Raw genomic sequence first — 25,943 nt, forward strand, 5'->3', positions numbered from 1 at the left:
GCTTATGCGCCGAGAGAAATATTCACATTACTTTACTAATAAACTACAAATCAAATTAAAGCGTAATATAGAGTAACAAAAAGACAAAACAGGCGATTGTTAGCCTGTCTTGTCTTTTTGTATTTTCTTAAATAAACTCTTATCTATAAAGAGTTATACGCTGCGAAGTGTAAGAACTCTATAATTATGTTGCGAAATCAATTAAAATATTTGTAGAGAGGATGGTCCGTATTGATTCGAGCTTTCATTTTACATATTCCTTGTCATAGACTACCGGAAAGAAGTTTTCTTAAACTACAAAAGTACATACCTTTATGTGCGCGTTGTACAGGCATGTTTATCGGTATTTTAATGTTTCCAATTTATTTTTATATGACACCTTCGTTTCTGCCTGCAATAATACTATCATTTTCCGCTCAAATTCCGTTACTTATTGATGGATTCACCCAAAAATGGAAATGGAGAAGCAGCACAAATTTACTAAGAGTAACGACTGGTTTATTAAGCGGTAATGGTATGGGGCTATTTATTGCCTCTAGCATTATATGGATAACATCTAAAAGCATATATTAACGGAAGGAGAACTTTACATGTTTTGGATCTACTTAGTTTTAATTCTTATTTCAGGAGGAAGCGGGATTAGTTTTCTCATTTATGAAAGAAATATAGAAGCAATAATTGCTTTTGTTATTTGTACAATATTTATTGTGTTACTCTATTTTCACCTAAAAAGAAATGACGAACATAGAAACTGTGATTGCAGTACATTAGCTTGTACCGATTATACTGATTGTAATTGTTAAATTATGTGAGTGGAAAAGTTAGTGTATCATTTAAGGTATACTAGCTTTTTTTATTAGAAGTGTAGGAATGTGACTATTAAATGGAGAACTTTAGTTTTGTATATAAAAGGAGGTGCTGGACCTGAAAGAGTATGATTGGAATAATAAGCTAGCGTATTTAAGAAATACGAGAGATTTATATTACAATGACGATTATTTAAGTTTTTTAGTAAATACAGTTTGGAAGATTTCTGAACCGGTACATATTGTTGATTACGGTTGTGGGTATGGTTATTTAGGCTTAGTTTTGTTGCCATTGCTTCCAAAGGGATCAAAGTATACAGGCATTGATAGCGGGGAAGCATTAATAGCTGAAGCGAGAGAGTTGTTTCATTCGCTTCCATATGAATCAGAATTTATTGAAGGAGATGCTACAGAAATTGAATTGGAAAATAAATATGATATAGCTGTCAGTCATGCTTTCTTATTACATATGAGTTCCCCAAAAACGATGCTAGAGAAGATGATACATTCAATTAAACAAGGTGGTAAAATAATCTGTTTTGAACCACATTGGATGTCAAATATGTCTTCATACGTATTAGATGGAGAGAATCAATCGGAAATTATCCAGATAGGTATTTTGCAGAAATTATTTGAAAGGGACACACAGAGAAACGGTAAAGATGGAAATATCGGTATGAAAATACCTATGTATTTAAGTGAATTAGGTGTTAAAAATATTGAATGTAGAGTAAGTGATAAAGTGAATTTTTTAGACTCTAATTTAAATCAAAATGATAAGCAAGGATTATATAATTCTCTAAAAGAAGAGGGGATTGCAGGCAATCCGGGTGATAAACAGCAATTTATAGAACGTTTAATGAGTCGGGGATTAACATTTGCTGAAGCGCTTGCTCAATATGAAGCAGAACTACGATTTTTTGAAGTGTTTCATATACATGCATTTTTAGTATATGCTCCGAATATGAAAATTACATTTGGTGAAATAAAATGTTAAATTGTAGTGATGTAATTCGAATTGCTACTTTCAATATATGGAATCACGAGAGTTTTTGGTTTGAGAGATTAGAAGCCATTTGTGAGGAGGTTCGCAATATTTCCCCGCATATTCTTGCTCTACAGGAAGTTAGAAGTTGTGTTACTTATGGACCCAAGAAAAATGTTGCGCAGTATATAGCAGATCAAACTGGATATCCGGTTTGTGTATTTAAAGAGTATCCAGATGCTCCAGATGAAGGGCTAGCTTTTTTAAGTAAAGTTCCTATCTTAGCTGAAGAAGCTATTTGGGAAACAGATATAGAGGAATCGAATTATTGTGCCATTCGAATCATGTTAAAATATAAAGAGTATAAGATCGGGATAACGAATGTTCATTTAAATTGGAAATCTAGTAAGGTAAGACAAGAGCAATTGGATACGGTGAATAATTGGATTAAAAACAGAGTTAGTGGCTACGAATTATTATGTGGTGATTTTAATGATGAACCACATTCAGGGGTGCATCAATACTTAATAAGTAATCAATGGATAGACGTGGCTCAGCTTAAAGAAAATCAAGATAACATTCTTGCTCAGCCAACTTTAGATTATGGAAAGAATACAAATTTAATAGGGGATGAAAAGCAAGAAGAACGATATGATTGGATTTTGATACAAGAGAAGGATTCGTTTGAATCTCTAAATATAGAAAATGTATCTGTATTTGGAGATTTAGCATTAACTTCATCACACGTATTTCCAAGTGATCATTACGGTGTTTTTATGGATTTAAAATTTGATAAGTGAAATAAAAGATAGGATGATTGTCATTTTTTTCGGTAAATCGATATATCTTATCAAATCGTTGATCTATTGTAAGTTACAATATATATTCAGGAAATCGTTAATATAATTTCATCCACTGAATGAAGCCTCAAAAAAGAAGATAAAACTCATCTTTGAATAATACATATTATTTCATCAAATTAAACAAAATAACGAGAAAAAGTATCGTTTTTAAGATATTTAGTTATAAACTTGAATAATATTAAATAATATCGTTCATTATATGAGGTTTTAGTTGAATGCATACTATATGATGTGTAAAATCTAAGCAAGTAGGTTAGAATACTGCTTGCAAATGGCAGTATAAATAATAATTTGAGGTGAATGCATGCTAGATTTTAAGCAATTAGAGATTTGTTTGAAAGAAAAGAGATTCGTAGATGGATTACATGAGATAAATAATGAAATTGCGCATATAAAAGAAACGAATAAGTTATCATACGTGAAGAAATGGCTTTCTAACGTCTCGTCAGCTAAGGAGTTTGATACATTAATTCGTCTCGCTGATGAAGGTTTGATGCATCAATATAGCTCCTTTTTAATTCGTTATACATATAAAAAGTTCCCAAATATGAGAACGCTCTCTTTATATTGTGATGAATTAATTGATGAACGTAAAATTCTTGATGCTGAACAATTGTTAAAAGATTCTTTGGAAAAGGTAAATGAAGAGGAAACTGATGCGGATGTTTTAACGAAAGCATATTTTACGTTAGTTAGATGTTTGTTAGATATGAAGCGAAATGAAGAGGCCTATGCCTATATGCAAAAGGCGGAAAAGTATAGTACACGTGCAGTTTTTGATAAATGGGGCTACTTATATATACAGACTGGTGAGTGGGAGAAGGCAGAGGAACAACTTTTATCCGGTCAGCAGCATAAAGATTGTGAAGAGTTAGCTACGTACTTATTGGCGCAATTATATGCATATAAAGGTGAACAGCAGCGAGCGTTACAACTCATTAATGATGCGATTGCAAAGTTTCCTCAAGTACCATATTTCTATTTTGAAAAAGTAAAATATTTATTAGATTTAGAGCGCTATGAAGAAATGTTAGCGGTAATAGATAAAATTAATCATATGCTTCCGCATCATGCATATACAACTTATTTTATACATTTACGTGCAGAAGCATTTTATAAAATGAATAATATTCACGATTTGCAAGCGCTATTGAAAAGTGAAAAGAGTTTGAAAAATTCTCTATATCATCATATAGAAAAAAATCCTGATGGAAAAAAGGTTCGTTTACCGATAGTTCCGGTTGTACAAAAGGATAACTATTGCGTTCCGACAAGTTTGGAAATGATGTTAGGGGTATGGGGAGAAAAACGTACGCAAGATGAAATTGCACAACATATTTTTGATGTAACAGGTTCTAAGTTTTCAGATACAGTTACATATATAGAAGAGCAAGGTTACGAATATCGTTATTTTCAAGGGAATGAGGAAAATTATAAGAGATTACTCAATCAAGGTATTCCCGTTTTATTAAGTATAGATATTGAGCACGCTTCCCATGTACAAGTGCTTTCTGGTTATGACGATGTACTGCAAGCTTTTTATATTCAAGATCCGAATTTCTTGGAACCGATTCTTGTGGAATATGATAAGTTGCAAGAAAAATATCGTTATACAGATTGTTTAGCTATTACGTTTATACCGAAAGATAGAATAGAACAACTTTCATTTTTAAATGTGGAAGAACACACTTATTATAAAACAATCTTTTCTCTTACAGATCATTTAGGTGAGCAAGATAAAGAGGGAATTGAAAAGTTAGTACTATTTTTAAAAGAAACAAGTGAAAATCCAAACACTTGGTTATATACGATTAAACATTTAGATGCTGAAGTAGATAAAGATTTTATTCAGTTTTGTATAGAAAAATTAATGAAAAAGTTTCCGAGCTCTGACTTTGTGAAATTGCATAGTGCACAGTGTTTTATTCGTCTGCAGGATATGGAAAAAGCAGGACAGATGCTTCAAGGTGTGGAGAAGAAAAGCAATCAAGCGTTGTATCATTTTATAAATGGACGTTTCTTTTTTGAGCAAGATAATTATGCAGAATCGATTGCTAGTTTTCGTTCATCATTACAATTGGATGCAGATCAACCAGTTGCGTGGAGTTTCTTAGCATTATCATACATGTATATGGATCAATCCGAAAAGGGGCTAGAGTATTCTCTAACAGCTATAGAACGTAGTCCAGAAAGGTTTACACTTGTAAATCACGGTTTAATTTTAATAGATTTAGAACGATATGAAGAAGCATATGGATTCTTTAATGATTTATTAAAAGAATATAAATATGAAGCGCACATATGGTATGAACGTGCAAGATGTGCTCAGTATTTAGGGAAAGTCTATTTGGCGGTAAAAGGACTTAAAGTGGCGATTCAATTAGATAAAACAGCAGCCTATTTATATACGAAGCTTTCGGAAATCTATGAATCGGATTTGGATGATGAGAAAAATACGAAGGAAATTCTATTACAAGGAATTCAAAATTGTGAAGATCAGGCGTCTTTATATGTTCGTTTAGGAGATTTTTATTTTCAAAATGATGAACTTGAAGAAGCGGAAACTATATATAAGCGTTCTTTAGAAGAAAATAATGAAGATGTATATTCTCATTTCGGTTTAATTCAAGTTTATATGGCAAAGGAACAATATAAGGATGCAAAAAACTATATTGTCAGTATTAATAAGCAATTTGAAGACAATCAAGATTTCCTTATGAATGCTGGTATGGTGCTATGGGATGCTGAAATGGCATTAGGCGAGGATGAAAAAGAGTTAAAACTTGCACTTTCTAAATTAGAGAACGGTATACGAAGCGTATACGCTAATATAGCGAGCGTGTTGGATGAGTATGTAAATCGAATAAAAGACACAGCTTTTGTGCAACGAGGCATAGCGTTTTTAAGAACGTTAGAAAAAGAGAAAACGGAAGTAATTGAATACGGTTGTTACGCTGGTATTTTATATGAATCTATTGGACAGTATGATCAGGCGATAAAACGGTATAATGATGCACTTAAGAAAAAACAGGATTCATTGCCGTATTTTCGAATCGGTGAAACATTCATGGCGTTAGGGCAATTTCAAGAAGCGAAGCATGCGTATGAAACATGTTTAGAAATGGATAAGAATTTCACAGGTGTACATGTGCAACTAGCAGAAATATATGAAAAAGAAGAAAATAGTTCTAAAGAACAAAGTCATATGGTCCAGGCAATGAAAGAAGAGCCCTTGCATATTAATATGGAATATTTGGCACAGCTTTCAGTAGATTTGAATCTTCATGAAGAATTGCTAGTTGAACTAGAACAATTAGCAGAAGAGGTACCCGAAATATGGCGTTTAGATGCAATTGCATATGTATATGGTGCGATGAATGAGGTAAATAAAGAAAAAGAATATATCGAATGCGCAATGAAAATAGATGAAGCGCATGTGGAAGTACTATATCATTATGCGAAATTGCTAGTTAAAAAGCAGAGTGTAGAAGCAATCGAAGTTGCGCTGAAAGTAATGCATAAAGATTTGGAAAGTGAACGTATTTTTGGTGTGTACGTAAAAGCAATGGAGCAACATAAAAAATTATCCCAAATACGAGACGTACTTCATACGTTAAAGGTGAAAAAAGCAGAAAGAAGTACAGCGTTTATGTATGCAGCTACTGCGGTTGCCGAAAGATTAGTAGAAAGACAGCAAAATGAGCAACCGAAAAAATCTATATTTACAAGAGCATTTTATCGCATGAAAAATCGTGCGAAGGAAATTTCAATGATTACAGTTATTATCGATTTATTTGAAATCTCCTTAAATTTAAATCCGAAAAATAGTATGGCAGCGCAGCGTTTCGCAATATTTTATGAGAATGCGGCGATGAATAAAGAAGCTATAGAGGTTTTACAAACATCGTTAGAAAATAAGTGGGATTATGATGTAGCGAAGCAACTTGTAAATCTTTTCATTGAGTGTGAAGAAGAAGATATGTTACGAGATGCTTTTGAATTAACGAAACAAATGGTTCGCGAGCTACCGGATGATTATGATACACTTCTTTTACAAGCGAATGTATTATGTAAGCTAGGCGAAGAAAGAAAAGCCGAAAAAATTTACTTGCAATTAATTGAGAAAACACCATTTGTAAGTAGAGGATTCCTTTCTTTAGCAGAAATATATCAAAGTCAAGAGAGAATTGAGGACTCGATTCAGTTATTAGAAGACGCTTCTGTACATCATCCAAATGAAACAGCAATTCTTCTTGCTTTAGCATCTTCGTATCATAGAGCTGGGCAAACGACAAAGGCAGAAAAAATAACAAGTGAAATATTAGCAATTGATGCTACTGACTTGCTAGCAAGATACGATCATGCTTGTTATTTAACATTATTAAACAGAAATGAAGAGGCAAGAGATGAACTTGAAATTGTGCTTCGTGAAGATGAAACAGGATTTTCCGCTGAACTTGCAGAGGAAGATGAAGATTTAGCAGGATTGCGAGAATTTGAAAAGTAATTGTATAAGAATAGAGAAAAAGGGTATAAATAAAAATATATTTCGAATTAGTTGACAATTAATTGTTTAATGGCATAAAATAACTTTTAATAAAGTATACAAATCTGAAGACGAGAAAGAGTAAAATAGTGAGCTGTTCTCCAGAGAGCCGGTGTATTGCTGAAAGCCGGTGTGCAGACGTTATTTGAAAATCATCTCCGAGGAGCCGTGGCTGAATAAAGTAAGCTCGGACGGATGTCTACCGTTACAAAGAACGCGTATGTTAGTACGTTGCTAAGTGCTATTAGTGAAAAGCTAATAGAATTAGGGTGGTAACGCGGGTAAACCCGTCCCTACTTCATAGGGACGGGTTTTTTGTGTGCTTTTTAGAACATTCAAAGGAGTGATTGTACATGAAAAAAGTAGATGTAAAAGAGTCAGCTGTAGAGAGAGAAAAACGTATTCGTAAGCAGTGGAATGAACAAAGTATTTTCGAGCAATCAATTCAGAATCGAGAAGGTGCACAATCTTTTGTGTTTTATGAAGGGCCACCGACAGCGAACGGATTACCACACGTCGGCCATGCACTTGGGCGGGCGATTAAAGATTTAGTAGCAAGATATAAAACGATGGCTGGATATAAAGTGTTAAGAAAAGCTGGCTGGGATACACATGGATTACCTGTAGAATTAGGCGTCGAAAAACAACTTGGTATTTCAGGTAAGCATGAGATTGAAGAGTACGGCATTGAGCCATTTATTCAAAAGTGTAAAGAGAGTGTATTCACGTATGAGAAGCAGTGGCGTGAATTTACGGAGAGCATTGGATATTGGGTAGATATGGATGATCCGTATGTTACTCTAGAGAATCCATATATCGAAAGTGTATGGAATATTTTAGGGACGATTCATGAAAAAGGCTTGTTATATAAAGGGCATAGAGTTTCGCCGTACTGCCCAAGCTGTCAAACATCTCTTAGTTCACATGAAGTTGCACAAGGATATAAAACAGTGAAAGATTTAAGCGCGACAGTTAAGTTTAAAGTGAAAAATAGTGAAAATGAATATTTCCTTGGATGGACGACAACGCCGTGGACACTTCCAGCGAATGTTGCACTTGCTGTACATCCAAATATGGAATACGTTAAAGCGAAACAAGAAGGGTATGTATACATTGTTGCGAAAGAGCGTGTACAAGAAGTACTAAAAGAAAACTATGAAGTATTATCCGTTCATAAAGGCGAAGAATTAGTAAACACATCTTATACAGCACCGTTTCCGATGAAGGAAGTTACAAATGGGTACCACGTAATTGCAGCAGATTTTGTAACTGCAGATAGTGGTACAGGACTCGTTCATATCGCTCCAGCATATGGGGAGGACGATTATAGAGTCGTTCAAAGTGAAGGATTGTCGTTCTTACATGTTGTAGATGAGAAAGGTGAGTATGCGGATGCAGTACCATTTCTTAAAGGTAAGTTTGTAAAAGAATGTGACGTTGATATCGTTCGTTATTTAGCTAAAGAAGGTTTGCTATATCATAAAGAAAAATATGAACATAGCTATCCGCATTGCTGGCGCTGTGATTCACCATTACTTTATTATGCAGGAGAAAGCTGGTTAATCCGAACAACTGAGATTAAAGAAATATTTTTACGAAATAATGATTCTGTTAAGTGGTATCCAGACCATATGAAGCATGGACGGTTTGGTAAGTTTTTAGAAAACATGGTGGACTGGAATATTAGCCGGAATAGATATTGGGGAACACCGTTAAACGTATGGGAATGTGAAAGCTGCGATCATCAATTCGCACCGAAAAGCATTGCCGAATTAAGAAAGCATAGTACGAAAGAAACACCTGAAGATTTAGAATTGCATAAGCCGTATGTAGATGAAGTGCAAGTTTGCTGCGAAAAATGCGGAAGTACAATGAATCGTACACCAGAAGTAATCGATGTTTGGTTTGATAGTGGTTCCATGCCGTTTGCACAATATCATTATCCATTTGAAAATAAAGAGTTATTTGAAGAACAGTTTCCAGCAGATGTTATTGCAGAAGGCATTGATCAAACACGCGGATGGTTTTATAGTTTATTAGCAGTATCAGCACTATATACAGGAAAAGTACCTTATAAACGAGTGTTATCACTAGGGCATGTTCTAGACGAGGAAGGACAGAAAATGTCTAAAAGTAAAGGAAATGCACTAGATCCAGTTGATTTAGTAAATCAGTTTGGTGCAGATGCTTTAAGATGGGCTCTACTTGTTGACAGTGCTCCGTGGAATGCGAAGCGTTTTTCTGAAAGAACAGTACTGGAAGCAAAATCTAAATTTGTAGATACGTTAGTCAACGTATATAGCTTCTACGTTTTATATGCAAATTTAGATGAGTATAATCCGAATGAAACCTATGATGTAAAGCGAACGAAATTGGATGAATGGGTATTATCAAGATTGCATAGCACAACGAAAAAGGTGAGAACAGCACTTGATGATTATCAATTTACGAATGCAGCTCGTGAAATCGCGGCGCTTGTAGATGAAGTGAGTAACTGGTACGTAAGACGATCACGTAATCGTTTCTGGGAGTCTGGTATGAATGCTGAAAAAGCAGCTGCGTATGAGACACTTCATGAAGTACTTGTGACAATTAGTAAATTAATTGCACCATTTACACCGTTTGTAGCTGAGGATATTCATCTGAATTTAGAAGGAAGAAGCGTTCATTTAGCAGATTATCCGGTTGTAAACGAATCACTTATCCAGCCTGAGTTAGAAGCAGAAATGGATGCTGTTTTACAAGTTGTTGAACTTGGAAGAAGTAATCGTAATCAACATTCATTAAAAGTAAAACAGCCGTTAGCAGAACTTGTATTACTAGCGCATAATGAAAATGATATGGATTGGGAATCTTATCGTGATATCATCATGGATGAGCTAAATGTAAAAGCGTTCCATGTTGAACTCGATGAAACGAAATACACGTCCTATCAATTAAAGCTGAATTTTAAAACAGCTGGGCCGAAGTTTGGTAAAAGTGTGAATGCAGTAAATGGTTGGTTAAAACAATTATCAAAAGAAGAAGTACAACACTTTGTATCTACAGAAAGAGCAGTTTACGAAGTAGCACCAGGAGAAGAAGTAGTTGTAACAGCTGAAGATGTATTAGTAGAGAAAGTTGCGAAATCAGGATTTTCAAATACGACTAACGGTCAATATACGGTAATGTTAGATACGAATGTAACGGAAGAATTGTTACAAGAAGGAGTAGCACGTGAATTTATTCGTGCAGTTCAAGAATATCGTAAGCAGTTGAATTTACCAGTTAATTTACGAGTGGATGTAATTCTTGATACAGAAGAAGAACTACAGCAAACGTTAACGAATCATAAAGATTTATTAGAAGAAAACTTACTCGTCAAGCAATTTGCGTTTGGTCACTTAACGAATGAGGACGATGAACTTTCTTTAGGTGAGACAAAAGTTCGCGTCAAACTGAGCCCAGCAAATTAAATGAGAAGGAAGTTGGAATCGTTCATTCCAACTTCCTTTTTGTATGAAGAGAAATTATCCGGCTAATTTTCTCATAATCCATTCGATAGGAGCTCTAGAAAATTTCTTTCTCCAAAACACGCTAAATAAAACACTGAAAATGAATTATCACGATGAAAATAAAGAGTAATATATTTCTACAGTATTTTTCTCGTTTCACACATAAATATTGAGAAAATTTCACTTACCCAAAATGTAAAGGTAATAGAATTGTTTGTATAGAATTACTCGTAGATTCACTTTATTTCGTTACTTGTGGACAGGAATAGCCTTATAGGAATGGGGTAAAGTTTTCAATTTATTAGGGGGAGTGGTTCTATGTTAAACAAAAAAATGGTGGCAATGGCAATGACTGTGCCATTAGTAATGGGGACAATTTCTACTGTTTCAGCACTGGAAAAACAACAGCAAGTAAAGTTAGAAGCTTATTCACCACAGAAAAAAGCAATTGAATATTTAAAGGGACATGCTACGGAATATGGATTGAAGGCAGACCTTTCAGACTTGCAATATATTTCTACAACAGAAACATCAGTAGCTTCATATGTTAGATTCCAACAAGTGGTCAATGGTGCGCCTGTATTTTCAAAACAAATTACAGTTACTCTTAACGGAGAGGGAAAAGGATTACTTGCGATTTCAGATTATCAGCCTGTTACAGGTGTGAAGGAAGTTACGAAAAAAATTAGTGAAAAAGATGCAGAACAAAAATCGATGGCGTATGTTGGAGGAGAAAGTGAGCAAAACTTATGGGCTCCTACAGAAAAAGAATTCGGATATATTGTTGAAGAGGGAGTCGCTATTCCTGTATATAAAGTGGTAGTCCATTCTAATAATCCATTCGGTGCATGGGAAACATTCATTGATGCGGAAAATGGAAAGTTAATTAAAAAAGTTGATATAAACCGAAAAGCAGAAGGAACAGGAAAAGTATTTTTACCTAACCCTGTCGTATCTAGTGGAAGTTTAGCAGGGTTAAAAGATAATAATGATGCAGATTCAACAGCATTAACGAATCAATTGAAAACTGTTACGTTAAAAGGTTTAGATGGTACAGGATTTTTAATTGGTGAGTATGTTACGATTTCTTCAAAAGCGAAGACGAAATCTACAAACTTACAATTTAACTATACACGTGCAAATGATAGTTTTGAAGATGTTATGTCATATTATCATATTGATACATTACAGCGTTACATTCAAGGATTAGGTTTTCAAAATATTAATAAACGTTCGATTAAAGTGAATGTAAATGGTACAACTGACGATAATTCATTCTATTCTCCATCAACGAAAGCTTTAACTTTCGGTACTGGCGGAGTAGATGATGCAGAAGATGCTGGCATTATTGCGCATGAATATGGTCATTCTATTCAAGATAATCAAGTGCCAGGATTCGGAAGTTCACCAGAAGGTGGAGCGATGGGAGAAGGATTTGGAGACTTCTTAGGTGCTACTTATGAAGATGCAGTATCGACAACAGGATACGGGAAAGCATGTATTGGAGAATGGGATGCGACTGCTTATTCTAGTTCAGATCCGACGTGCTTACGCCGATTAGATACGAATAAAGTATACCCGAAAGATATAACGAATGAAGTGCATAATGATGGGGAAATTTGGGCTCAAGGTCAATACGAAATGGCGCAATCTTTTGGACGTGATGTAGCAACAAAAATTATTTTACAATCACATTGGTCATTAACGCCAAATGCGAAATTCCGTGATGGAGCGAAAGCGATTAAGCAAGCAGATGCTCTTTTATACGGCGGGCAACATGCTGCTGAAATCGATCGTATTTGGGCAGCGAGAGGAATTAGTACGAATTAATTAAAAACGTCGTGGCATTTATAAGCCACGACGTTTTTAATTTGCTTAAGAACTGGTACTAGAAAATTTATTGGTAGCGGTAATAATGTACATATACCGATAAGTTCACTTTACTGCTTCTTTAAAAACAAAATGCTCTTTAAATTTTTTAGATTCAACTTTTTGACCGTTTCTCATAGAGCGGAAAGGATGTTCTTGCCACGTAATGATCACGTCAACCTTATCCGATTTTGTAGAAACTGGAAAATTAGCGTGTTCAAATCCAGTTTTTCCGCCCGCTAGACGACTTTCTTTTAGGGAAAAGAGTTCATATTTTGTTTTCGTATTTGGTTCATTCCGAAAAACTTCAACTTGTACATTATACACTTCACTTTTTCCAAGATTTTTTACAGAGAAATGATATGTTTGAAATACACCTTTTTTGGGTTGTAACAATTTTTCACTCGTTCTTTTTACTTCATCAATATTTACTTGCCATTGATCAGAATTTTGAGAGATTGGTAAAGATTTTGGTGAATAGGCATATGCTTCATTAACTACAACTAAGCATAATAGTAGGAGAAAGAAACTAATTGTTTTTTTCATATGTACACCTCCGATAAAACTTTAATAATAATATGCGTGGGAAACTCGTGTTTTATGTAATAAAATGGAAAAAAGTTCAATTGAAAGAATTTGATAAGGATAAAATATTTCTAAGCTGTCAAATGATAATTGTATAGAGTTCAATGTTCATGTTACATATCTTTAGAAGGGGTCTGTTTAGTGAAAAATCGCAATATTTTTCTAAAAGGGCTTGCGTTTTATAAAATAAAGAGATAGAATACTCTGTAAATATAAAAAGTGATGATTAGGAAAAGTACATGATGCAAGGGTCTACAGAGAGCAATCGGTTGCTGGGAAGATTGCGATACCGCATGATGGAAAGACACCTGTGAGTGTTGCTTTGAACGTGATAATTAGTAAAAGCAAACGGTACCTACCGTTATCAGGGCTAAGATGGTCATTATGACAATTTGGGTGGTACCGCGGAAAAATCCGTCCCTATTTATAGGGGCGGATTTTTGTATTCTTTGAAAGGAGGTGAGTGACCGTGGATGATGACGATGACAACAATAACGTAAATAAAAATAAAATTAATGGAGGGAAATATAATGGATCAAATAATGAAGCGTTCACTCACACGAGAATGTACGGAACATGGCGGGAAGGTTGTATTACTACAAGGATGGGTAAAAAAGATTCGTCATCTAGGGAATGTTAGTTTTTTATTATTAAGGGACCGAACGGGAGTTATTCAATGTGTATTAGAAAACGAGTTAGCCGGATACAAAGTTGATGTTGAAAGTGTGGTCCAAATAATTGGAGAAATAGTAGAGACACCGAAAACAGAATTAGGTGTTGAAGTACTTGCACATGAAGTGGAAGTACTAAATGGAGCAGAATCACTCCCATTTGAAATAAATAAAAAAAAGTTACAAGTTGGCCTAGATCAATTATTGAATGAGCGAGTATTATCGTTAAGGCATGAGCGAATCGCGGCGATATTTAAAGTGAAATCTATACTCGTTCAGAGCTTTAGTGAATTCCTAATAGAGAACGATTTCACACGTATATTTACTCCGAAAATTGTCTCGCAAGGGGCAGAAGGAGGAGCGAATGTTTTTAAGCTTCCATATTTCCAAAAAGAAGCGTATTTAGCTCAATCACCACAGTTTTATAAACAAATGATGGTAGCGGGAGGACTCGAACGTGTTTTTGAAATTGCTCCTGTGTACCGGGCTGAACATCATAACTCTTCAAGACATTTAAATGAATATATATCGTTAGATGTAGAACTTGGATTTATTCATGATTTTCATGAAGTAATGCAATTAGAAACAGATATTTTACGATACATGTTTCAACAAGTAGGAGAAAAATGTGAAAAAGAACTACAACTATTACAAATAACAGTACCTGTCATTACAGAAATTCCTAAAATCACATTGGCAGAAGCGCAAGAAATTTTGAAAATGAAGTATCGGAAAGAATCTCCTGAAGGGGATTTAGATACAGAAGGTGAAAAGTTACTAGGGAAATATGTGAAGGAAACATATAAAAGTGAATTTGTCTTTATTACACATTATCCGAAAGAATCGCGACCGATGTATACAATACCGAATAAGGAGAATGAAGCCGTAACGGATTCATTTGACCTATTATATAAAGGATTAGAAATAACGTCAGGTGCACAGCGTATTCACAATCATGAAATGTTACTCGCATCTTTTAAAGAAAAAGGATTACATCCAGAGAAATTTCAATCGTATGTAGATACATTCCGCTACGGATGTCCACCGCATGGTGGCTTTGGAATTGGATTAGAACGAGTTGTGTATAAGCTTTTAGAATTATCAAATGTTAGAGAAGCGAGTGCTTTTCCGAGAGATTGTACACGTCTTATACCATAAAAAAGCATCTTCGCGATTATCGCGAAGATGCTTTTTTACTGTTCTTTCATTTTTACATTGAAAGTTTATAAAAATCATTTTCGACAAAAAATTAACATAGCCCTTGACAGTTATAAATATAACCGATATACTTCATATTAATTTCAAAAGAAAATATATTCTAAATATTAAAATGCATTGAATAGGAGTAGTAAGGTCATGTATTTGTACAGAGAGCTATGGGTTGGTGCGACATAGTCAAATGACATCCTGAACTCGCCTAGGAGCAGTAAGGTGGAACGGAATCACATTCTTAGTAAATCTTAACGGTTAACCTTCGATATTAGGTTTGTAATCAAACGATTACTACTAAGGTGGATTCATAATGGAATCAATAAGGGTGGTACCGCGTTAAGTAAATGGCTTAGCGTCTCTTTATATAGAGACGTTGGGCCATTTTTTTATTTTATAGAAAAAGAAATGGAGGTTTTATTCAGATTGATCAATAACATTTATTTATTAATATAAGTTGATTTTAACAGGAGGAAAATAGGATGAAACAGACGGAGCAATGGACTTCGAAATTAGGTTTTATAATGGCAGCAGCAGGATCAGCAATTGGACTTGGCGCAATATGGAAGTTTCCTTATATCGCTGGAAAGAGCGGGGGAGGGGCATTCTTTTTAATCTTTATATTATTTACTGTATTAATTGGACTACCGCTACTTATAGCTGAATTTATGATTGGACGCAGTACACAGAAACAAGCAGTTGGAGCATTTAAAAGTATCGCACCAAATACAGGATGGCACTGGATTGGCCGTCTTGGCGTTGGAACTTGTTTTATATTGCTATCATTTTATAGTGTTGTAGGTGGCTGGGTTTTAATATATTTTTTCAGGGGAGTAACAGGACAGCTTATTACTCCGGGACAAAATTATAGTGCATTATTCACAGAGACAATTGGAAATCCGACTTGGGCCATTATCGGTCATTTTGCATTTATGTTCATTACGATATGGGTTGTATCAAAAGGTGTACAAAATGGAATTGAAAAAGCAAGTAAATATATGCTACCAGCATTGTTCGTTTTATTTGTCGCTCTTATTATTCGTTCATTAACACTGGATAATGCGATGCAAGGCGTGAAGTTTTTCTTACAACCAGATTTCTCGAAGATTACTTCAGAAAGTATTTTATTCGCAATGGGCCAATCATTCTTTGCGATTAGTATAGGGATTTCGATTATGGTTACGTATAGCTCGTATTTGAATAAAAAAGAAAGTTTACCAAAATCAGCAATAACAATTGTTGGATTGAATTTATTCGTCTCTTTATTTGCAGGTCTTGCCATTTTTCCAGCAGTATTTTCGTTAGGCATGGAGCCGACAGAAGGGCCAGGCTTACTATTTATCGTATTGCCATCTGTATTTAGCCAAATTCCATTCGGAGGATTGTTCTTAACTGTATTTCTTGCTCTATTTACATTTGCCACATTAACCTCGGCATTTTCTCTACTAGAGACGGTTGTTTCAGCATTAGCAAATGGTGAACAAGAAAGAAGAGCTAAACTATCATGGATCATCGGGTTCTGCATTTTCCTAGCAGGTATACCATCTGCCTTATCATTTGGAGTATGGAGTGATATTACGATTTTTGGGAAGAATATTTTTGATGCAGTAGACTTCTTATCTAGTAATATATTAATGCCGCTGGGAGCATTATTTATTAGTATTTTCGTATCATTCAAGATGGAAAAGAAAGTGTTAGAAGCTGAATTTTTTGTAGGTGGAAATTATGGAAAGATAGTATTTACTATCTGGGCATTTTTACTTCGATTTGTAGCACCACTTGCAATAGTTATCGTATTTTTAAATGTAATAGGGATTATTTAAGTTTAAATGTTATAATATTCAGTAAAAAAAAGAAGGTGATGATAATAAAAACAAATTTGATTGAAGTTGGGAAATATATGAACATTAGAGGGAAAAAGCTATACGTTGAAACACATGGAAGTCCTAAAAATAAACCAGTATTATTTTTACACGGTGGCCCAGGTGAAAGCTGTTATGATTTTTCATTTTATCAAGCAGTACGATTAAAAGATTCCTTATATGTCATTATGATAGATCAAAGAGGAGTTTGTCGATCAGAAGGAATTACTGAGGAAGAACCTTTTGGATTAAATGATTTAGTTGAAGACTGTGAGGAAATAAGAAAACTATTACAAATTGAGAAATGGTCTGTAATCGGGCACTCTTTCGGTGGATATTTAGCGTTGTTATATGCGTCGATGTATCCAAATTCAATAGAGAAAATAATATTTGAAGGTCCGACTTTCGATTTTGCATTAACAAGTAGGGCTCTATTACAAAAGACAGGAACGTTATTAAAAAAGTATGGAAAAGAAGCGGCAGCAGAAGACTGCTTTGCTTATTCATCTAATAATGCTAGTTCAGAAGAGTTGTTAGAAGCTTATATAAGATTAAGTGCTGAATTAGAAGAAAAAAGAATGGAGATTTACAATTATAAAAAAGATGAGACAGACGATAGTTTATATAGTGATGAAGAGTGGGAAGTATTTTCAAATCGCTCCAAAATCCATTTTGATAGATTAAAATCAGAGGGAGCATGTCATACGTCATTATTATCTAAAATAAAAGATATACAAAATCCAATGTTATTAATTGTAGGAAAATACGATGTAGTAACGTGTGAAAAACAAATTGAAATATTTAATAATGATGCTTCAAATGGGAAGTATATTGTATTCGGAGAAAGTGGTCATTCACCGCATTATGAGGAAGCAGAGAGATTCGCAGAAACAATCATGCATTTTTTGAAATAAAAAAGAAGGGTGCTTCTAATAATGAGAAGCACTCTTTTTAAATTTCGGGATAAGTGATTGTAATGTTAGGCCATTTGCTTTGCCATTTCTTTTGATTAACTCTTTTGTTGTACATATGTATTCGTTCTTTCGTTTCCAGAAAATGAGGTGTAGGTTTCACTTGTAATGAAAGTACATCTTCAATTCCACATGGAGCTGTTAATATGAGATTGTTTTGCTCGTCAAGCGTAACTCCTAAAGCGGTTGCTGTTTCAGGAAATTTAGAAATAGCATCAACAGAAGAAGAGTATGGTGGCATTCCATTCACTACATGCATGCGAGTTTGATTTTTTACTGACCAAGGGATAGAGGCATCCATATTCGCCAGCTTCTGTTTTAATGATTGTTCGTACGCCTCATCTTTATGTAATGGATCATAATAAATGACATCGACATCTGGCGTAGCCGTTCTTACTTCGTAGTTATGTAAAGTATCCCAAATTTTAGAACGGACAAACCCAGCACAAATCCACCAATCAGGTAGCTCTAGTGATTTTGCCATTTTTAATACATACATCATCCATTCGTCGTTTTCTATAAAACGAATTATATCTTGCTCTGTTTTTATCTTCATTGATATATTCACCTTTCTAGTAAATTAATGCATCAGTTCAATAATCCATAAAATCCAGTAAGCACCTGGTACAAATAGTAGTTGTGCCAATAATGTGCCGAAAAGTCTAGATATCATTAGCCAACCATACATTTTACTCATTGCCTCAGCACCCTTTTCAGATTGTAAAGCACGTTCTGTTAAAAGGGCAATGCGTGGATCGAGTAGCACTGTTAATAAAATAGTGGCGAAACCATTCACAAGGCCAGAAGCTGTACTTGCATTTGTTGCATAAGTCGGATTTAAAAAAGAAGCATATAGTGCGGAAAGAACACCAGCTGTATAAATGGCAGTGGCAAACATATTAATAAGCATAATTCGCTTCGGAATTCCGCCAATACGCATTCGATGAATCATCTCAAGCTTTGGAAAGCGTACATATTTTTTTGTGTACTTTAATTTTTGAATGTTATTTGTTTTCATCATTCGAATGAATGAACCATCCGTTTCAAAGTTTTGAATAACGTATCCAAATAGCTTTGTCAAAGTTGGGTAGAGTATAATCGCGAGCAATGTACCGACAGAAGCCGATAATAGAACGAGCCGTATAATATGCTCTAAATCAATAGAAGAATCTAGTTTTGCTTCATCGACAATACCACCAATTAAAAAAGCTTGTAGTAAGTTAGATGTTCTTGAAATAAGTAGTACCATTCCTACGATGGATAAGGCAACGACAATCTTTTTTAAACGAACACCAGCTAATCGAATACTATAAGAGCTAGTTTCAACCGCGTGGATAACAATTGTGAAAGCCATTATAAAAATTAATGTAATTGACATTTGATTCACCAGTTTCTATTAAATTGAGTATAACTTTTTCACTTTATCATATCTTTTGTGATTTTGTAACTGAAAGTATAAGGATAAGAAAAAGTAATTTTCTGAAAAGTTAAATGGTGATAGTATAGTAAAGGGCTAAGTAGGAGCATGGCTTTAATGGGGTACATATAAAATCAGTGGGGGAATTAAATATGTATAAAACATTTCTATTTGATTTAGATGGAACATTAACGGATCCGAAAGAAGGGATTATAAATTCTGTTCTATACGCGTTAGAAAAAATCGGGATTGAAGAAGTAAATATAAGCGAGTTAGATTCATTTATCGGCCCACCAATACAACAATCTTTTGTAGATAGATATAATATGAACGAAATAGAAGTAGAACGAGCAGTGTTTTACTTTCGGGAGTATTTAAAGCAAAGTGGTTTATTAGAGAATAAAGTATACGATGGAATTACAACCCTATTGCAAGAATTAAAGGATGCTGATAATCGTTTGTTTGTAGCAACATCAAAACCTACTGTATTTGCGAAACAAGTAATAGAGCACTTTCAGTTAACATCTTTTTTTGAGGAGATTGTTGGGAGTAATTTAGATGGGACAAGAATAAAAAAGAAAGAAATAATTGCTCATATTTTACAAACAAATGAAGAACTCAAAAAAGAAGAAATGGTGATGATTGGTGATAGAAAGCATGACGTAATCGGTGCGAACAGTAACGGAATTGCTTCAATAGGTGTATTGTATGGATATGGTAATGAGAATGAATTGAGTGATGCTGGGGCGATTCATATAGTGAAAGATGTCGAAGAGTTACAAAGCTTTTGTATAGAGAATAGTACGATAAAACTATAGAAATAGAACCTAGAAATCCCTTTATAACATATGGCGATGAAATCGTTTTTGTTTAAAGGGATTTTACATATGTAATCGAATACTATAATTAGACAATTTTAGCATGAAAAATTTGTAATAAAGTAAAACTTTAATTAGTGGAAGTTTTGTCCATCCGGCACTGAGTAACAGCCCTGACCAATCGGGCTGTTACGAGCAGTTGATATCCCGCCTAGCTTCTGCACATTTGCTGAATTTTAAGGTGGGAGTCTTACTGCCCGCAAATAGCGGGATAAAAAGAGGAGGAATGTCATGAAATAAAAGGGTTCGAAATACGAGTAAAAGTTCGTCATAAAAAGATTGAATTTTCAGTTTAAAAGGAGGGTTATAATTGGAGCTAGTTATTATTTTATTAGCACTTAGTTTACTCATGTTTGTAGCATATAAAGGATTTTCTGTAATATTATTCGCACCGATTTTTGCATTATTTGCGGTATTTTTGACAGAGCCTAGTTTTGTATTACCTTTCTTTTCAAATATTTTTATGGAGAAAATGGTAGGATTTATCAAATTATATTTCCCAGTGTTTTTACTTGGAGCAATATTTGGGAAAGTAGTAGAAATGTCAGGAATCGCTGATTCCATCGCAAAGACGATTGTAGAGTTAGTTGGAGAAAAACGTACAATTTTAGCAATCGTTTTAATGGGAGCTATTTTAACGTATAGCGGTGTTAGTGTGTATGTAGTGGTGTTCGCTATATTTCCGTTTGCGGCTAAGTTGTTTCGACAAGCGGATATTCCAAAACGTTTAATCCCTGGCACAATCGTTCTTGGAGCAGCGACATTTACAATGGATGCGCTTCCTGGATCACCACAAATTCAAAATGTAATACCTACAACTTTTTTTAAAACTGATATTTATGCAGCACCGATACTTGGTATTTTAGGAGCAATTTTTGTTTTAACGTTAGGTTTACTTTATTTAGAGAGTAAGCGTAAGAAGGCAAAAGCAGCAGGAGAAGGGTATTTTGGTTTTAACGATGGGAATTCTGAAATGGCAGCATCTTTGCAATTAGAACAAAAAGATATGCCGATATTAAGCAGTATTGAAATTACAAGAGTACAGCAAGTAATTGCGTTTGTACCACTTATTTTAGTAGGTGTAATGAATAAAGTTTTCACAATCATGATACCAAAGTGGTATCCAGATGGCTTTGATTTCTCAGCTATTGGTATGAAAGCATTTGGAAAGGTTGAATTAAGTGCGGTAGTTGGGATTTGGTCTGTAGAATTGGCACTTATTATAGGGATTTTATCAACGCTTTTATTATATTGGAAACGAGTAGTAACTGGATTTCAAGCTGGATTGAATACAAGTATTGGTGGAGCGCTACTTGCAACAATGAATACAGGAGCTGAATTTGGATTTGGTGGTGTTATTGCCGCACTTCCTGGCTTTGCGATAATGAGAGATAGCATCTCTGCAACTTTCACGAATCCATTAGTAAATGGGGCAGTAACGACGAATATTTTAGCTGGAATTACAGGTTCAGCATCAGGCGGAATGGGAATTGTGTTAAGTGCGATGGGTGATAAATTTATTGCTGCAGCAACGCAATATAACATTCCATTAGAAGTTATGCACCGCATTGTATCAATGGCATCAGGCGGAATGGATACATTACCACATAATGGGGCAATTATTACTATTCTAACGGTAACAGGATTAACACATAAACAGTCATATAAGGATATATTTGCTATTACAATTTTGAAAACGATTGCTGTATTTGCAGTCATCGCATTCTATACTTTAACAGGGATCTATTAATACTAGTTAATATACGAAAAGAAAATATTTATTAGATTGATATTTTACATAATAAAATATTTATTGTAACTACTCAGTCACTCTATGAAAAACAGGCAGAAAAGTTTTTTAGTTGGCCAAGAGAGGACCTGGATATTTATAGGAGCGGTCAGGGCCTTTCCTGCCACGCGCAAAGTTTTAAAACAAAGAAAGGTAGTAAGGTGTAGGCCCATTTTTATCTTCATGGCAGCAATCTATATGCTGAAAAATGAAAACAACTTTCTATAGTTAATAAGGGGGCTTATTTTAACTGGAATAATAGACTTTATCAAACTTCTGAATGAAATGCATGGCTGAGTAGTTGCAAATATTTATTATAGATAGAAGGGGTGGAGTACTTGCAAGAAGTTGCTGAGTTTCGTATGCCGAAGTCTGTATTATATGGGAGAAATTCGTTTGAAAAACTAGGGGATCAATCAAGAAAGTTAGGGAAAAGGGCTTTTATTGTAAGTGATACAATTATGGAGAGTTTGGGTTATGTTGAAAGATGTGTGGATCACTTAAATGCGAAAGGGATTACTGTTATTACGTACAATGAAGTAAACACTGAGCCTACAAATTTACACATATTGGAAGCGTTATCTATTTGTAAAGAAGGAAAATGCGATTTTATCATAGGTATTGGAGGAGGAAGCTGTATTGATGCTGCGAAAGCAGTAGCAGTGTTATATACAAATGGTGGAGAAATTGAAGATTACGTCCAAAAGGATATAGAAATAGAATCCAATCCACTACCGCTAATCGCAATCCCTACGACTTCTGGTACTGGATCGGAAGTAACAAGTGTAGCAGTAATTACAAATAAAAAAACAGATGTGAAAATGATGATAAAACATCCAAGCTTTATCCCTCATGTTGCTATAATAGACCCGATTTTTACAAGTTCGGTACCACCTCATATTACTGCAGCAACGGGAGTAGATGCAGTATGCCATGCAATTGAAGCTTATATTTCTAAAGTTTCACAACCTCTTACAGATGTTCTTGCTCTTTCAGCTATTGAAAGCATTATGAAATATTTACGTATCGCATATGAAGATGGAGATAATATGGAAGCAAGGGAAGCAATGATGATTGCTTCATTACAAGCTGGGATTGCTTTTTCAAATGCATCTGTTACATTAGTGCATGGTATGTCCCGTCCAGTGGGAGCATTATTCCATGTACCACATGGAATATCGAATGCAATACTATTACCTACAGTTTTAGAGTTTACAAAAATGAGTGCAATAAAAAGGTTAGCAGAAGTAGGACGTAGCTTAAACAAAGATTTGTATTCTCATTCTGATGAAGAAGTAGCGAACTACACGATTGCTGAAATTAAGAAACTTTGTTTTGATCTTCGTATTCCTAATTTAAGAGAATACGGAATTGACGAAGTTGAATTTGAAAATGCTATTTCTAAAATGGCGAAAGATGCAATTGCAAGTGGTAGCCCAGGAAATAATCCACGAGTTCCTTCTTATGATGAAATCAAACAGTTGTATCGGGAGTGTTTTAATTATCAATATGAAGATTCTATAAAAACATCAGGGATTTAATTTCAGAATATTATAATAAAATTTCCTTGGAAATAGTTAAAACAAGACTTTATATTATAAATTTAAAGTCTTGTTTTATTGTGTATAATATACATAATAAAATATTGTTATTAGTTTTATAAAAATAGTTTAGGTAGGTGTTTTACTATGAAAACGATAGGTCTTATAGGTGGTATGAGTTGGGAATCAACTTCAGAATATTATCGAATTTTAAATGAAGAAATAAAAAGTAGATTAGGTGGATTACATTCAGCAAAATGTCTGATTAATAGTGTGAATTTTGAAGAGATTGAACGATTCCAGTCTAGCGGAGATTGGGATGGAGCAGGAGAAGTATTAGGGAATACGGCGTATTCATTGCAGAAAGGAGGAGCAGACTTTATAATCATTTGCACAAATACAATGCATAAAGTAGTTGAGAAAATAAAGGAGAATATTAACATTCCAGTATTACATATCGCGGATGCAACTGCAAAAGAAATAAATAGAAAAGGTATTCAATCGGTTGGTCTGCTTGGAACAAAATATACGATGGAGCAAGATTTCTATAAATCACGTATAGAAGAGAATGATATAAAAGTAATAGTACCATTAGGAAAAGATAGAGAAAAAATAAATGAAGTAATATACAAAGAATTATGTTTAGGAAAGATAACATCTCAATCTAGAGAGTATTATAAAAGAGTTATAGAAGAGTTAGTGCAAAAAGGGGCGCAAGGAATAATATTAGGGTGTACAGAAATAGGGTTATTAATAAAACAGGAAGACATATCAGTTCCAATATTTGATACAACGCATATACACGCGATTGAAGCAGTCAATTTCGCTTTACATAATAGATTGTAATTATATTATGTAAACTTAACTCGTTTGTCTGGAAAACATTCAGAAAATATTTTATAATGTAAGTGGTTACATTTAAGGGGGAATGCGGATGTTTTCAGTTCAGCCAATCGCATTTGTACATAATGAAAGAAAGGAAATAAAAGATGATGAGTGGGGAGAAGTAAGATCCTATATTACTTTAACTGATATGTATACAGAGGAAAGTATACAAGGGATTGAAGATTTTTCTCATATTGAAGTTGTCTTTTATTTTCATAAAGTAACTGATGAACAAATTCAATATTTTGCTAGACATCCTAGAAATAATAATGATTATCCTAAAGTAGGCATTTTTGCACAGCGCGGGAAAAATCGTCCGAATCGCATAGGAGCTACAATTGTAAAGGTGATCAAAAGAGAAGGCAAATCAATTATTGTCGAGGGGTTAGATGCTATTGATGGCACCCCTATATTGGATATAAAGCCGATAATGAAAGAGTTTATGCCGAAAGAAGAAATTCTACAGCCTAAATGGGTAACGGATATTATGAAACAATATTGGAAGGGGAATAAAACAAAATGAGAATATATGAGGCAACAATTGCAGATTTAGATGGACTAGCATCTGTTTTTAATAACTATCGCGTATTTTATCGACAAGATTCCGATATTGAAGGAGCAAAAGTATTTTTACGAAATCGAATCGAGAGAAAAGAATCCATTATTTTCGTGGCAGTTGAAGATGGAGAATATATCGGGTTCACGCAACTATATCCATCATTTTCTTCTATTTCGATGAAAGAGTTATGGATTTTAAATGATCTGTTTGTACAAAAGGCGAAGCGCGGAGCCGGAACAGGTAAAAAATTGTTAGAAGCTGCAAAAGAATTTGCATTAGAAAATGGTGCAAAAGGTGTAAAATTACAAACAGAGATTGATAATTTATCAGCACAGCGATTATATGCTGAAAATGGATATTTAAGAGATAATCGTTATTTCCATTATGAATTAACTTTTTGAAATATATATAGTTAAATGAGACGTTTTCAAAGTGAAGACGTCTCATTTAATTTTTTTATCGATGATTTAAAATCCAATTTGTAGCATCTTCAAAGTTTTTTGCGATGTAATTTGGTTCAATATGTGCCCACTTATCTCGGAACGTATGTAAAGCATCATATCCAGCACCAGTTTGAACTAATATAGTCGTTGCATTTACTTTTGCCCCAGCAACAATATCTGTCCAGCGATCACCGATTACAGCGCATTTTGTTAAATCAAGCCCATGTTTGTCCGCTGCTTGCAGGAGCATACCTGTGCTCGGTTTGCGGCATTCACATCCGCCACCATGTTTATGAGGACATAGATAAATATCATCAAAACCAAACCTTTTTAATTCTTGCACAAAATCATTCGCAGTTGCTTTTCCATCCGCGATACCTGGTTGATTCGTAAAAGAGAATAGTTTAATATTTTGAGCTTTTAACTTTTGTAAAGATTCCTTTGTAAAAGGAAATAACGTGAAAGAGCCTGGATAATGTATTGTAGTATCACCGCCAATTGTTCCGTCACGATCAATGAATATTGCTTCAATGTTTTTCATAGTTATAGTCCTTTCAATTTAAATTAAAA

Annotated in this window: 20 protein-coding genes, 1 pseudogene and 3 other annotated features; of the genes and pseudogenes, 16 read left to right on the forward strand and 5 right to left on the reverse strand. The window is 34.4% G+C overall.

Translation table 11 applies throughout. The annotated features are described in order from the left end of the window. The first annotated feature begins 231 nt into the window (after nucleotides 1-231). From I6L50_RS17125 to ileS, 6 genes are all read left to right on the forward strand, one after another. On the forward strand, nucleotides 232-573 hold the full coding sequence (locus I6L50_RS17125) for a DUF2085 domain-containing protein (protein WP_002141578.1): 342 nt from the start codon (nucleotides 232-234) through the stop codon (nucleotides 571-573). A gap of 17 nt (nucleotides 574-590) precedes the next feature. Continuing rightward, complete coding sequence (locus I6L50_RS34890) at nucleotides 591-803, forward strand: hypothetical protein (protein ID WP_033709025.1); 213 nt, start codon at nucleotides 591-593, stop codon at nucleotides 801-803. 115 nt (nucleotides 804-918) lie between these two features. Beyond that, on the forward strand, nucleotides 919-1,803 hold the full coding sequence (locus tag I6L50_RS17130; protein ID WP_219303715.1) for a methyltransferase domain-containing protein: 885 nt from the start codon (nucleotides 919-921) through the stop codon (nucleotides 1,801-1,803). Continuing rightward, entirely contained in the window at nucleotides 1,797-2,591 is a 795-nt protein-coding gene (locus tag I6L50_RS17135) for an endonuclease/exonuclease/phosphatase family protein (RefSeq protein WP_219302145.1), read from the forward strand. The genes I6L50_RS17130 and I6L50_RS17135 overlap by 7 nt, the downstream gene beginning before the upstream one ends. Nucleotides 2,592-2,958: 367 nt before the next feature. Beyond that, nucleotides 2,959-7,161: a bacteriocin-processing peptidase family protein gene (locus I6L50_RS17140; RefSeq protein WP_219302146.1), complete on the forward strand. Its 4,203-nt coding sequence runs from the start codon at nucleotides 2,959-2,961 to the stop codon at nucleotides 7,159-7,161. Between the two features lie 98 nt (nucleotides 7,162-7,259). Beyond that, nucleotides 7,260-7,498, forward strand: a binding site (T-box leader). A 55-nt stretch (nucleotides 7,499-7,553) separates the two neighbouring features. After that, on the forward strand, nucleotides 7,554-10,655 hold the full coding sequence (ileS, locus tag I6L50_RS17145; RefSeq protein ID WP_219302147.1) for an isoleucine--tRNA ligase: 3,102 nt from the start codon (nucleotides 7,554-7,556) through the stop codon (nucleotides 10,653-10,655). A 54-nt stretch (nucleotides 10,656-10,709) separates the two neighbouring features. Here ileS and I6L50_RS17150 read toward each other — a convergent pair. Then, nucleotides 10,710-10,799: pseudogene (locus I6L50_RS17150) on the reverse strand (DUF418 domain-containing protein); the annotation flags it as partial. A gap of 213 nt (nucleotides 10,800-11,012) precedes the next feature. Here I6L50_RS17150 and I6L50_RS17155 point away from each other — a divergent pair. After that, nucleotides 11,013-12,524, forward strand: a complete 1,512-nt coding sequence (locus tag I6L50_RS17155) for a M36 family metallopeptidase (RefSeq protein WP_113937761.1) — start codon at nucleotides 11,013-11,015, stop codon at nucleotides 12,522-12,524. Between the two features lie 105 nt (nucleotides 12,525-12,629). On the opposite strand, the gene I6L50_RS17160 is transcribed toward I6L50_RS17155, so the two are convergent. Then, nucleotides 12,630-13,109 (reverse strand): hypothetical protein, encoded by a 480-nt coding sequence (locus I6L50_RS17160; protein WP_219302148.1) that lies wholly within the window; start codon nucleotides 13,107-13,109, stop codon nucleotides 12,630-12,632. A gap of 252 nt (nucleotides 13,110-13,361) precedes the next feature. Continuing rightward, nucleotides 13,362-13,573, forward strand: a binding site (T-box leader). 105 nt (nucleotides 13,574-13,678) lie between these two features. On the opposite strand from I6L50_RS17160, the gene aspS reads away from it, so the two are divergent. The 3 genes from aspS (at nucleotide 13,679) to I6L50_RS17175 (ending at nucleotide 17,804) form a co-directional block, all read left to right on the forward strand. Further along, entirely contained in the window at nucleotides 13,679-14,977 is a 1,299-nt protein-coding gene (gene aspS, locus I6L50_RS17165) for an aspartate--tRNA(Asn) ligase (protein WP_219302149.1), read from the forward strand. 168 nt (nucleotides 14,978-15,145) lie between these two features. Next, nucleotides 15,146-15,394, forward strand: a binding site (T-box leader). Nucleotides 15,395-15,510: 116 nt separating this feature from the next. After that, nucleotides 15,511-16,851: a sodium-dependent transporter gene (locus I6L50_RS17170; RefSeq protein WP_113937764.1), complete on the forward strand. Its 1,341-nt coding sequence runs from the start codon at nucleotides 15,511-15,513 to the stop codon at nucleotides 16,849-16,851. 38 nt (nucleotides 16,852-16,889) lie between these two features. Then, the gene (locus I6L50_RS17175; RefSeq protein ID WP_219302150.1) at nucleotides 16,890-17,804 is read left to right on the forward strand and encodes an alpha/beta fold hydrolase; all 915 of its coding nucleotides are present in this window, start codon (nucleotides 16,890-16,892) and stop codon (nucleotides 17,802-17,804) included. 37 nt (nucleotides 17,805-17,841) lie between these two features. On the opposite strand, the gene I6L50_RS17180 is transcribed toward I6L50_RS17175, so the two are convergent. Both I6L50_RS17180 and I6L50_RS17185 read right to left on the reverse strand, forming a co-directional pair. After that, complete coding sequence (locus I6L50_RS17180; RefSeq protein WP_113937766.1) at nucleotides 17,842-18,417, reverse strand: nucleotidyltransferase family protein; 576 nt, start codon at nucleotides 18,415-18,417, stop codon at nucleotides 17,842-17,844. Nucleotides 18,418-18,441: 24 nt separating this feature from the next. Continuing rightward, a complete protein-coding gene (locus I6L50_RS17185) occupies nucleotides 18,442-19,239 on the reverse strand; it encodes a lipid II flippase Amj family protein (RefSeq protein WP_061673890.1) in 798 nt (265 codons plus the stop codon). A 191-nt stretch (nucleotides 19,240-19,430) separates the two neighbouring features. Here I6L50_RS17185 and I6L50_RS17190 point away from each other — a divergent pair, with 191 nt between their 5' ends. The 6 genes from I6L50_RS17190 to I6L50_RS17215 all read left to right on the forward strand — a co-directional run bounded on the left by I6L50_RS17190 (nucleotide 19,431) and on the right by I6L50_RS17215 (nucleotide 25,331). Then, nucleotides 19,431-20,096 (forward strand): HAD family hydrolase, encoded by a 666-nt coding sequence (locus I6L50_RS17190; RefSeq protein WP_219302151.1) that lies wholly within the window; start codon nucleotides 19,431-19,433, stop codon nucleotides 20,094-20,096. A gap of 370 nt (nucleotides 20,097-20,466) precedes the next feature. Continuing rightward, complete coding sequence (locus I6L50_RS17195) at nucleotides 20,467-21,906, forward strand: GntP family permease (protein ID WP_113937769.1); 1,440 nt, start codon at nucleotides 20,467-20,469, stop codon at nucleotides 21,904-21,906. A 377-nt stretch (nucleotides 21,907-22,283) separates the two neighbouring features. Further along, nucleotides 22,284-23,486: an iron-containing alcohol dehydrogenase gene (locus I6L50_RS17200; protein WP_219302152.1), complete on the forward strand. Its 1,203-nt coding sequence runs from the start codon at nucleotides 22,284-22,286 to the stop codon at nucleotides 23,484-23,486. A 147-nt stretch (nucleotides 23,487-23,633) separates the two neighbouring features. Beyond that, nucleotides 23,634-24,332 (forward strand): aspartate/glutamate racemase family protein, encoded by a 699-nt coding sequence (locus I6L50_RS17205; RefSeq protein WP_219302153.1) that lies wholly within the window; start codon nucleotides 23,634-23,636, stop codon nucleotides 24,330-24,332. 88 nt (nucleotides 24,333-24,420) lie between these two features. Continuing rightward, complete coding sequence (locus I6L50_RS17210; protein WP_002085895.1) at nucleotides 24,421-24,894, forward strand: SAM-dependent methyltransferase; 474 nt, start codon at nucleotides 24,421-24,423, stop codon at nucleotides 24,892-24,894. Further along, on the forward strand, nucleotides 24,891-25,331 hold the full coding sequence (locus I6L50_RS17215; protein ID WP_002085894.1) for a GNAT family N-acetyltransferase: 441 nt from the start codon (nucleotides 24,891-24,893) through the stop codon (nucleotides 25,329-25,331). The genes I6L50_RS17210 and I6L50_RS17215 overlap by 4 nt, the downstream gene beginning before the upstream one ends. A gap of 55 nt (nucleotides 25,332-25,386) precedes the next feature. On the opposite strand, the gene I6L50_RS17220 is transcribed toward I6L50_RS17215, so the two are convergent. Continuing rightward, entirely contained in the window at nucleotides 25,387-25,914 is a 528-nt protein-coding gene (locus tag I6L50_RS17220) for an HAD-IIIA family hydrolase (RefSeq protein WP_219302154.1), read from the reverse strand. Nucleotides 25,915-25,943: the final 29 nt, after the last annotated feature.

This window comes from Bacillus sp. FDAARGOS_1420 (assembly GCF_019344915.1).
In the GTDB taxonomy this organism is placed as follows: Bacteria; Bacillota; Bacilli; order Bacillales; family Bacillaceae_G; genus Bacillus_A; species Bacillus_A mycoides.

Excerpts from the sequence above, each read along its gene's own strand:
- I6L50_RS34890 (WP_033709025.1), top strand. The coding sequence starts at position 591 with ATGTTTTGGATCTACTTAGTTTTAATTCTTATTTCAGGAGGAAGCGGG.
- I6L50_RS17135 (WP_219302145.1), top strand. The coding sequence starts at position 1,797 with ATGTTAAATTGTAGTGATGTAATTCGAATTGCTACTTTCAATATATGG.
- I6L50_RS17140 (WP_219302146.1), top strand. The coding sequence starts at position 2,959 with ATGCTAGATTTTAAGCAATTAGAGATTTGTTTGAAAGAAAAGAGATTC.
- ileS (WP_219302147.1), top strand. The coding sequence starts at position 7,554 with ATGAAAAAAGTAGATGTAAAAGAGTCAGCTGTAGAGAGAGAAAAACGT.
- I6L50_RS17155 (WP_113937761.1), top strand. The coding sequence starts at position 11,013 with ATGTTAAACAAAAAAATGGTGGCAATGGCAATGACTGTGCCATTAGTA.
- I6L50_RS17160 (WP_219302148.1), bottom strand. The coding sequence starts at position 13,109 with ATGAAAAAAACAATTAGTTTCTTTCTCCTACTATTATGCTTAGTTGTA.
- aspS (WP_219302149.1), top strand. The coding sequence starts at position 13,679 with ATGGATCAAATAATGAAGCGTTCACTCACACGAGAATGTACGGAACAT.
- I6L50_RS17170 (WP_113937764.1), top strand. The coding sequence starts at position 15,511 with ATGAAACAGACGGAGCAATGGACTTCGAAATTAGGTTTTATAATGGCA.
- I6L50_RS17175 (WP_219302150.1), top strand. The coding sequence starts at position 16,890 with ATGATAATAAAAACAAATTTGATTGAAGTTGGGAAATATATGAACATT.
- I6L50_RS17180 (WP_113937766.1), bottom strand. The coding sequence starts at position 18,417 with ATGAAGATAAAAACAGAGCAAGATATAATTCGTTTTATAGAAAACGAC.
- I6L50_RS17185 (WP_061673890.1), bottom strand. The coding sequence starts at position 19,239 with ATGTCAATTACATTAATTTTTATAATGGCTTTCACAATTGTTATCCAC.
- I6L50_RS17190 (WP_219302151.1), top strand. The coding sequence starts at position 19,431 with ATGTATAAAACATTTCTATTTGATTTAGATGGAACATTAACGGATCCG.
- I6L50_RS17205 (WP_219302153.1), top strand. The coding sequence starts at position 23,634 with ATGAAAACGATAGGTCTTATAGGTGGTATGAGTTGGGAATCAACTTCA.
- I6L50_RS17210 (WP_002085895.1), top strand. The coding sequence starts at position 24,421 with ATGTTTTCAGTTCAGCCAATCGCATTTGTACATAATGAAAGAAAGGAA.
- I6L50_RS17215 (WP_002085894.1), top strand. The coding sequence starts at position 24,891 with ATGAGAATATATGAGGCAACAATTGCAGATTTAGATGGACTAGCATCT.
- I6L50_RS17220 (WP_219302154.1), bottom strand. The coding sequence starts at position 25,914 with ATGAAAAACATTGAAGCAATATTCATTGATCGTGACGGAACAATTGGC.